The 8,986-nt window shown below is 70.7% G+C and carries 9 protein-coding genes; 4 read left to right on the top strand and 5 right to left on the bottom strand.

The genetic code is table 11. The features are described from left to right. Nucleotides 1-3: 3 nt before the first annotated feature. Nucleotides 4-1,167, bottom strand: coding sequence for an FAD-dependent monooxygenase (locus L6E10_RS26950; RefSeq protein ID WP_236222621.1), 1,164 nt, complete (start codon nucleotides 1,165-1,167; stop codon nucleotides 4-6). Between the two features lie 102 nt (nucleotides 1,168-1,269). Here L6E10_RS26950 and L6E10_RS26955 point away from each other — a divergent pair, with 102 nt between their 5' ends. Beyond that, nucleotides 1,270-1,734, top strand: coding sequence for a MarR family winged helix-turn-helix transcriptional regulator (locus L6E10_RS26955; protein WP_236222623.1), 465 nt, complete (start codon nucleotides 1,270-1,272; stop codon nucleotides 1,732-1,734). Between the two features lie 201 nt (nucleotides 1,735-1,935). Next, on the top strand, nucleotides 1,936-3,165 hold the full coding sequence (locus tag L6E10_RS26960; RefSeq protein ID WP_236222624.1) for a PHB depolymerase family esterase: 1,230 nt from the start codon (nucleotides 1,936-1,938) through the stop codon (nucleotides 3,163-3,165). 53 nt (nucleotides 3,166-3,218) lie between these two features. On the opposite strand, the gene L6E10_RS26965 is transcribed toward L6E10_RS26960, so the two are convergent. Further along, complete coding sequence (locus tag L6E10_RS26965; protein WP_236222626.1) at nucleotides 3,219-4,067, bottom strand: endo alpha-1,4 polygalactosaminidase; 849 nt, start codon at nucleotides 4,065-4,067, stop codon at nucleotides 3,219-3,221. Nucleotides 4,068-4,332: 265 nt separating this feature from the next. Here L6E10_RS26965 and L6E10_RS26970 point away from each other — a divergent pair, with 265 nt between their 5' ends. After that, nucleotides 4,333-5,838, top strand: a complete 1,506-nt coding sequence (locus tag L6E10_RS26970; protein WP_236222628.1) for a molybdopterin-dependent oxidoreductase — start codon at nucleotides 4,333-4,335, stop codon at nucleotides 5,836-5,838. A gap of 236 nt (nucleotides 5,839-6,074) precedes the next feature. Beyond that, a complete protein-coding gene (locus tag L6E10_RS26975) occupies nucleotides 6,075-6,731 on the top strand; it encodes a fasciclin domain-containing protein (protein ID WP_236222630.1) in 657 nt (218 codons plus the stop codon). Nucleotides 6,732-6,793: 62 nt separating this feature from the next. On the opposite strand, the gene L6E10_RS26980 is transcribed toward L6E10_RS26975, so the two are convergent. From L6E10_RS26980 to L6E10_RS26990, 3 genes are all read right to left on the bottom strand, one after another. Continuing rightward, nucleotides 6,794-7,183, bottom strand: coding sequence for an NAD-binding protein (locus L6E10_RS26980; RefSeq protein ID WP_236222632.1), 390 nt, complete (start codon nucleotides 7,181-7,183; stop codon nucleotides 6,794-6,796). Between the two features lie 42 nt (nucleotides 7,184-7,225). Then, the gene (locus L6E10_RS26985; protein WP_236222634.1) at nucleotides 7,226-7,957 is read right to left on the bottom strand and encodes an anti-sigma factor; all 732 of its coding nucleotides are present in this window, start codon (nucleotides 7,955-7,957) and stop codon (nucleotides 7,226-7,228) included. A gap of 58 nt (nucleotides 7,958-8,015) precedes the next feature. Next, nucleotides 8,016-8,986 (bottom strand): penicillin-binding transpeptidase domain-containing protein (locus L6E10_RS26990; RefSeq protein ID WP_275677093.1); only part of this gene is annotated, 971 nt, incomplete at its 5' end.

Genomic DNA, 8,986 nt, shown 5'->3' on the forward strand with positions numbered 1-8,986 from the left:
ACGTTAACCGAAATCGGGCAACGTCATCGCGGAGTGCTCCGGACGGCTGGCCTCGGCAGGCATGGTGGTCCGTGCGCGCAAGGCGGCGTTGCGCGCGGCGAGTGCTTCGGCAGTGCCGGGGAACAGTTCGGCGTTGCCCTTCTCGACCAGCCCCTGGTTCGCCTCGACGAACGGGCGCGTGGAGCGTTCGTAGGCCTCGAACGCCTGCTCGGGAGCCGAGGTGAGGTGACCGGCGAGCACGTAGGCGCCGACCAGCGCGAGGCTCGACCCCTGCCCGGTGAGGAACGACGGCGCGTACGCGGCGTCCCCGACCAGCGCGACCCGTCCGGACGACCACCGCGGCATGCGGATCTGGCTGACCGTGTCGAAGAACAGGTCGTCGGCGGCACGCAGGGACTCGACCAGGCGCGGGACCTCCCAGCCGTCGCCGGCGAAGACCGACGCCACCAGGTCGCGCTGGGCCTCGGGGTCGCGGAACGCCCCGAACGGTGCCTCGTCGCGGGCGAAGCTGAGGAAGCCGTGCACGTTCTCGCCACTGCCCACCGCGTAGAGCGCGGCGGCGCGACCGGGTTCGTTCCACAGCAGGGCCTCGTGGTCGAGCCCGAGGTGGTTGGGCATCGTGAAGCCCGCGAAGCAGTAGCCGAGGTAGCGGTGGAACTGCTCCTCCGGTCCGAACGTCAACGCGCGCACGGTCGAATGCAGGCCGTCGGCGCCGATGACGTGGTCATAGGTGCGTTGGAGGCCGCTGCGGAACGTCACGTCCACACCGCCGGGCCCGTCACTCATCGCGACGACGGTGTCGTCGAAGAGGTACTCCACGTCGTCGCGCGTGGTCTCGTGGAGGATCTCGGCGAGGTCGCCGCGGCGGACCTCCAGGTCGCTGCCGTCGCCCCCGATCAGCACCTCAGGCCGCAGCGAGGCGGCCTCACCACCGTCGGTGTCGAGGAACGTGATCCGCCGCGTGTCGACGTGGGCTTCCCGCAGGCGGGGGAGCAGCCCCATGCGCTCGACGACGGCCAGCGCGGTGCCGCGGATGTCGATGGGGTAGCCACCGCCGCGCAGGGTGTGGGACTTCTCCACGACGGTGACTTCGACGCCCCGCCGCCGCAGCCAGAACGCGAGTGCGGGCCCGGCGATGCTGGCGCCGGAGATCAGGACGGTGCTCATGGTCCCTCCAGATAACTAACTTAGGTATCATTTTTTGGATCGCGATGATCGCTACGGTTCACTGCGACCAAGGCAAGCATATACCTAAGTTAGGTAAGTGAGATGGGCGAGGGCCTGAACCCCGCGGCGCTGCTGCCGCACCTCATGCAGCTGGGCACCGTGCTCAACCGCAGCCAGCTGGTCGAGCGGGCGATGGAGCAGGTCGGTGTACCCCTGGAACGGCCCGGCCTGACCGTGCTCATCACCCTGCGCATGGCCGGTCAGCCCCTGAGGGTGGGGGAGATCGCCGCGCGGATGCAGGTCGTCGGCCCGCACGTCACGCGGCTCCTGCACGACCTCGAACGCTCCGGCCTCGTCCAGCGCGTCACCGATCCGACCGACCAGCGCGCCCGCCTGATCGAGCTGACCGGCTCCGGGTCCGCCGCGGCCGGCCGTTACCTGGAGGCGGTGCTCGGCTGGTTCACGGGCGCCATCGCCGACTGGCCGGAGGAGGACCAGCAGACGTTCGGGCGGCTGCTCGGCCGGTTCGTCGACGACCTCCAGGCGCGGGTCGCCGACCTCGGCTGACCGGACCGGGCCCGTCGCGCGGGAACCCCGCACGCCCAGGGCCGCGAGCGATCTCTCCGTAGTCCTCCCGCGGTGGCGGGGCAATGGTGCCGCGCAACGTCCGCGCGCCGGGCGAGGTGTAGCCCGCACACGTGGTGCTGCCCGTTCGCCGGCTCCTAACCTCGGAAGCCATGTCCTGCCTGCAATGACGGAGGCGAACGCATGCGCCCGAGGAACGTGGTCCTGGCTTTGGCGGCCGCCACCGGCCTGGCCGCCGCATCCCTGTCGATCTCGCTGGCGGCCGTCCCGCCACCGCAGTCCGGCTCGCTCACCAAGTACGACGTCACCGGCACCTACGTCAGCGGGTTGTCGTCCGGCGGCTTCATGGCGAACCAGCTCCACGTCGCGTATTCGAGCGTCTTCCAGGGCGCGGGCATCTTCTCCGCCGGTGCCTACGACTGCGCGCAGAACGATCTCAACACCGCCCTGCTCGCGTGCATGGACACCTTCCAGGCCCGCAAGACGCCGGCGGAGCTGGAGCAGCTGACCCGCACGCGCGCCTCGGCCGGGTCCGTCGACCCACCGCAGAACCTGGCGGGCGATCCCGTGTGGCTCTTCCACGGCAGTGCCGACGACACGGTCGACCGGGCGGTGAACGACGATCTCGCCACCTACTACCGCGACTTCGGTGCGCGGGTCGTGTACGACAACTCCACCGCGGCGGGCCACGCGTGGATCAGCCCGATCGGCCCGAACGCCTGCGGCACCACGACTTCGCCGTACGTCAACAGGTGCGGCACCACCGACCCGGTGAAGGAGATGCTCACGCACCTCTTCGGTCAGGTGAACCCGGCCGCTTCCGCGCTGTCCGGCAGACTGGTCCGGTTCGACCAGAACACCCACGCGCCCGGTGGCGACGCGGCGGCGATCAGCATGGGCCGCGAGGGCTTCGCGTACGTGCCGAGGTCGTGCGAAACGGGGCCCTGCAAGCTGATGGTGACCCTGCACGGGTGCTACCAGTACTTCGGGCTGATCGGCGACGCGTTGCTGGACAAGGCTTATCTCAACGAGTACGCCGACACCAACAACATGATCGTGCTCTACCCGCAGGCCACCACGATGGCCGGGAACCCGCGCGGCTGCTGGGACTGGTGGGGCTACCAGTCCGCGCGGTACCCGCTCAAGACCGGCCCGCAGATGACGGCCGTGGTGAACATGGTGAGGGCGCTGTCCGGCGGCACTCCCACCACGCCGCCCACGACCACGACCACCACCCCGCCGACCTCGCAGTGCGTCACCGCGAGCAACTACGCCCACACCGTCGCGGGCCGCGCCTACGCCAACCTGGGACAGACCTACGCGCTGGGCTCGAACCAGCCGCTGGGGTTGTGGAACACCTTCACCACCAGCGTGATCCGGCAGACCTCGCCGAACCACTGGGTGAAGTGCTGATCGGCGCGTGAGCGCGGGGGTGGCGGTGCGCACCGCCACCCCCGGCGGCCGGCTCAGCAGTGGTCGAACGCGTAGCCGGAGTCGTCCGGCCCGACCAGGTAGCGGTCGCGCAACGTCGTCGTGGCCGGGGTGTCCGGGTCGTCGCAGACGTCCTCGAACGTGCCGCGCAGGTCATCGGTGTACTCGATGTCCATCACGTGCGAGCCGTACACGTCGGAATAGGACGAGCACTCCTCCCAGCGGTGGCACTCCTCGGAGACCGCGAAGTCGAACCCGACCTCGGTGCGTCCGCGCGAGGCCTGCTCGGCGGAGTTCTTCTGACCGATCGCGAGGTTCTTGCCATGTGCGCGGTCGGCGAGCAGCTTCGCGTAGGCGAGGTTGTTGTTCACGCTCAGCTTGCCGCGGGAGCGCAGGTAGGAGTCGAGGTTGTCGACCTCGACCGCCCTGAAGCCCTTGGCCGCGCACCGGTCGATCGTGGCGCCGATGATCGAGGCGAGCTCGGTGCGCTTCGCGGCCGTCGAGGTGTCGAGCAGGAGCTCGTCCGGCCAGTTCGGGTCGGTGATCGGCCTGCCGGAGGAGTCCTTGAGCACCAGGTGACCGCGCTGGTTCAGCCAGACGTCGCGGTCACCGGGCTGGGACTGGAACCCGTTGACGTAGCAGATGCTGTAGATGCCCGGTGCGGGCGACGCGGTGCTGTCGCGCGTCACCAGGTTCACGCCGCCGGGCGGGGTGTAGGCGGAGCCGAGCTGGTAGTCGAGCACCGCGCCGGCCGGGGGGAGCTCGACCGCGGCCGCCTGGCTCGCGGGCGTCAGCGGTCCGGCGGCGCACGCCGCGACGGCGACCGCCGCGACGGCGACCGCCGCGAGCGCGGTCCGGGTGAGGGCGCGCGCAGGGGATGTCATAAGCGCCAGACTCCTTCATCGCTCACAAGTGGTTGAGTGCGGGCGACCCTAGCCACGGAGCCCCCGGATGGGCCAGAAAGCGATCTCAATCGGTCACAGCCCCCACCGATCGCGCGACCCGCCTCCTGCCACCACGAGGTCGCTGAGGTCGTGGCGAACGCGCTCGACACCGCTTCCGGCCTCTGCCGGGGCCCGCGACCGACCTCGTCGCCGCCTGATCGGGGACCCGGCCAATCCGGTCCGCGGCCTGTTCCGAACCAGGGGTGTGAAGGCAACACGATCCATCCTCATCGGCCTGGTGTCGGTGGCCGCGGCGCTGGCGGCGGGACACCTCGTCGCGGGACTCGTGAGCCCGCTGGCCTCGCCGTTCCTGGCGGTCGGCAACACCGCGATCGACCTGACACCGCACCCGGTCAAGGACTTCGCGATCCGCACGTTCGGCGAGAACGACAAGGTGGTGCTGCTCGCGGGCATGGCCGTCGTGCTCATCGCGCTCGGTGTGGTGGCGGGGCTGTTGTCGCGGCGCAGCCCGTGGCCCGGCACCGCCCTCGCCGGCGCGCTCGGGCTGCTCGGGGTCGCCGCGGTGCTGGCCCGGCCCACCTCGACCACGTGGGCGGTGCTGGCACCGCTGGCGAGCCTCGTCGTCGGTGTCGCCGCGTTCCGCTGGCTGTGGGCCCGGGCGCCCGCCGCCGCGCCCGCGCAGGACAGGCGGCGTTTCCTGATCTCCACGGCGGCGATCGCGGCCGGCGCCGGTGTCGCGGCGGCCGGCGGCCAGTTCCTCGCCGGACGGGTGGACGTCGAGGCGTCCCGGCGCGGCATCACGCTGCGGCCGGGGCAGAAGGCGCCGGAGATCCCGTTCGGCGCCGACTTCGCGCGCGAGGGCACCCCGCCGTTCCTGACGCCGAACGAGAAGTTCTACCGCGTGGACACCGCGCTCAGCATTCCCCGCCTGCGCGCGGAGGACTGGCGGATGCGGGTGCACGGCATGGTGGACAACGAGATGGTGCTCACCTACGACGACCTGCTGCGGCGGCCGTTGGTGGAGAAGACCATCACGCTCGTGTGCGTGTCCAACGAGGTGGGTGGCCCGTACATCTCGACGTCGAACTTCATCGGGGTCGACCTGGCGGAGCTGCTGCGCGAGGCGGGGGTGCGGCCCGGTGCCGACCAGCTCGCGACCCGCAGCGTGGACGGCTGGACGTGCGGCACGCCGGTGGCCTCGATCATGGCACCCGGCTCGAACGCGTTGCTGGCCGTCGGGATGAACGGTGAGCCGTTGCCGCTGGAGCGCGGTTTCCCGGTCCGGATGGTGGTTCCCGGTCTCTACGGGTACGTCTCCGCGACGAAGTGGCTGGTGGACATGGAACTCACCACCTTCGACGCGTTCGACCCGTACTGGGCGGAGCGCGGCTGGGCGAAGAAGGCACCGGTCAAGGTGATGTCCAGGATCGACCGGCCGAAGTCCTTCGAACGGGTGCCGGTGGGCAGGTTCGTCGTCGCGGGCATCGCGTGGGCCCAGCACCTGGGCGTCGACAAGGTCGAGGTGAGGGTCGACGGCGGGCCCTGGCAGCAGGCGACGCTCGCCACCGAGGTCAACGTCGACACGTGGCGCATGTGGCGCGTCGAGCTGGACCTGCCGGAAGGCAACCACACCGTGGAATGCCGTGCCACCGACCGCAACGGCTACACGCAGACCAACGAGCGCGCCGCGCCGATTCCGGACGGTGCCACCGGCTGGCACTCGATGGTGTTCACGTCGGTGGCCGGCTGACCGGTCACCGCGGCCCGCACTGCCGCCTGGGCGCGGGAAGTCGTCGTCGGGCAGGGCCGAGTCCGGTCCGGCTTGGAGATCCACAGTGGACTGCGATTCCAGGCGGAAAGTCACCGCAGGTCACGCACGATTCGCAGATTTTTCGGTAACAGAAGGATAACCGCACCCATCCGTCCTCGGAGCGGTGGCGAATCACGAGCAACAGAAGTTCCACTCACCCTGGGAGATGTCCTGTCATGAACAAGACCGTCCGCAACACCGTCCTGGCCCTCGGCGCCGCCTCGCTCGCCCTGTTCGGCGCGGCGTGCGGCTCGGGCGACATGGCCAGCAGCAGCTCCACCACCACCACGACCACCTCGACGACCTCGATGGCCCCGTCGTCGTCGGCGATGGCGGATCCGGCTGCGAACCTCGTCGGCCCGGGTTGTGCCGACTACGCGAAGCAGGTGCCGTCCGGTGCCGGTTCCGTCTCGGGCATGGCCGCCGACCCGGTCGCCACCGCGGCGAGCAACAACCCGCTGCTCACGACGCTGGTGAGCGCGGTGTCGGGCAAGCTCAACCCGAAGGTGAACCTGGTCTCGACGCTCAACGGCGCGGAGTTCACGGTGTTCGCGCCGGTCGACTCGGCGTTCGCGAAGATCGACGCCGCGACGATCGAGAAGCTCAAGACCGACGACGCGCTGCTGACCAAGATCCTGACCTACCACGTGGTCCCCGGCCAGATCACGCCGGACAAGATCGCGGGTGAGCAGAAGACGGTGCAGACCGGCACCGTCAAGGTCAGCGGCTCGGGCAACGCGATCAAGGTCAACGACGCCAACGTGATCTGCGGTGGCGTGAAGACCGCCAACGCCACGGTGTACCTGATCGACTCGGTCCTGCTGCCCGCCTGACATCTCCCGGGCACGGGGTCGCGACTCCGGGAACCGCGTCACCACGCGGTTCCCGGAGTTCCTCATGTCCGGCCGTCGTCAGGCCGTCCCAGGTGGACGGTCAAGGTGCCGTCGAACGTGAAGATGGGGCTGTTGGCGGGTTCGCGGATGACCGCCACGATCACGGCGTCCGGGTTCATCGGACGCACCGCCCTCGTGATCAGGAAGGCGTCCAGGTCGTCCGGGACCGCGATGATGACGCGGTCGGCGAGGTCGGCGGTGGCGTCGTCGAGCGCGCACGTGTCACGCCCGTCCCCGACGACCGCGTCGGCGCCGTTGGCCCAGGCTTCCGCCGCGGCGACGCAGTCGAGGTCCAGCACGGTCATCCGCGCGTCCGGTTGCACGGCCAGCGCCGCGTTCACGGCGTGACGCCCGGTGTCGCCGTATCCGATGACGAGGATGTGATCGGTCATTCCCGGGATTCGGTGCGGCACCCCCGCCGGATTGCGTCCGGTTCAGTGAAGGTCGACCGTGACGACGGGCGCACTCGTCGGACCCGGTGATCCCCCCGCGGGTTCGACGGTCAGCACCACTTCGCCGGCCTCGCCCACGCCGGTGGCGAGCAGCGACAGCACCTCGCCCGTCGCACGCGCCGTCCCCGCCGATCGCGGGCCGTGCTCGTCGACCAGCCACAGCTGGTAGACGCGGTCGCCGGGCAGCGGGCGCAGCCCGTCCGCCAGGAACAGCGCCTCGTCGCGGCTGCGCGACATCGCCACCGTGCCCGCCCGGTCTCCCGCGGCGACGAGCCGCAGGTCCGGCGCCGCCAGCAGGTCACCGACCGGGGTGTGCGGGGAAGCGGCCACCGGCGTGACCACCGAAGCGGTCAGCGCGCCGTGCACGCCTGCCACCGCCGCGGCGGTCAGGCAGGCGGCCGCGAAGAGCGCACCCGCCCGCAGGAAGCCCTGGCGCCGGGACGACACGGTCACGGCCTCGGAGCCGGTCGGAACCTGCCGCACGAGCCGGACCGCCTCGAGGACCCTCGTCCGCAGGTTCGCCGGGGTGACGTGGTCGACGGCACCGCCGAGCAGGGCCGCGGCCGCCACCAGTCCGGCCGACTCGTCCGCACAGGCCCGGCACCGGACCAGGTGCTCCTCGAACTCGGCGCGCTCGGCGCCGGGCAGCGCGCCGAGCGCGTGGGCACCGGTCAGCAGGTGCGGGTTCGTCGCACGCGTCGGTCCCGGTTTCACGCCTCTACTTCGAAGCCGTCCGATGACCGGATTGGCGTGGACCGGATCGATCCGGAGATCACCGCCGCGGTGGCGCGGACGACGGTGGTGCCGGCGGCACCGGGGACGCCGGTGAGGGCCGGGCGGGAGCCGGGGACGTGGCCGCCTCGGCAGGAGGAGGCGCCGTCTCCTTCATCTGCCCGTCGCCGCGCCGGTACCGCTCCTCGACCTCGGGCAACGGCCTCTCCGGCAGGTCGGCGTGGACCTTGGTCATGGTGTCGAACCAGGTCGCGGCGGGCACGGTGCCGCCGTAGATGTTGCCTTCCGGGCACAGGCGGGGCGCACCGTCGCCGATGCAGATGCCCTGGGGTGAGGTGCTGTCGTTGAACACCTGCACGGCGGCGGCGTAGTCCGGCGTGGCCCCCATGTAGGCCGCGGACTTGTACTCCTCCGTCGTGCCGGTCTTGCCCATCATCGGGCGCTTCCAGCCGGCCTTGCTCGCCGCGAACGCCGCCGTGCCCTGGCCCTTGCTGTCCTCGCTGAGACCGACGGCCAGCGCGTTGGCGAGGGGTTCGGGCACCGCCTGCTCGCACGGCGGCTTGATCAGCTCGACGGGCTTGCCGTTGCGGTCCAGCACCTTCTTGATCGGAGTCGGCTTGCACCACGTGCCGCCGCTCATGATCGTCGCGGCCACGTTCGCCAGCTCCAGCGTGCTCGACGGAGCCGGGCCCAGGGTGAAGGACGCGTTGCCGTTGCCCGCGTAGAACTGCGCCTGGTTGACGCGGAGGTCCTTGGGACCCTTGGGGTCCGGCGGAACGCCGGCGATGTTGGTCGCCATGGTCTTGCGCATGCCGAGCTTGGACGCCATGGTCACCACCGCCTCGAGCCCCGTCTTCTCCTCGAGGATCACGAACGCGGTGTTGGGCGAGGTCGCAAGCGCTTGGCGCAGCGGCATCTGCGGTGGGTAGCGGTCGTTGTGGTTGGACAGGCAGTACCAGTAGGTGTTCGGCTCACCCGTGGCCGGGCAGGACGTGGCGCCGCCCTTGAACA

This window comes from Lentzea sp. CC55 (assembly GCF_021056325.1).
In the GTDB taxonomy this organism is placed as follows: Bacteria; Actinomycetota; Actinomycetes; order Mycobacteriales; family Pseudonocardiaceae; genus Lentzea; species Lentzea jiangxiensis.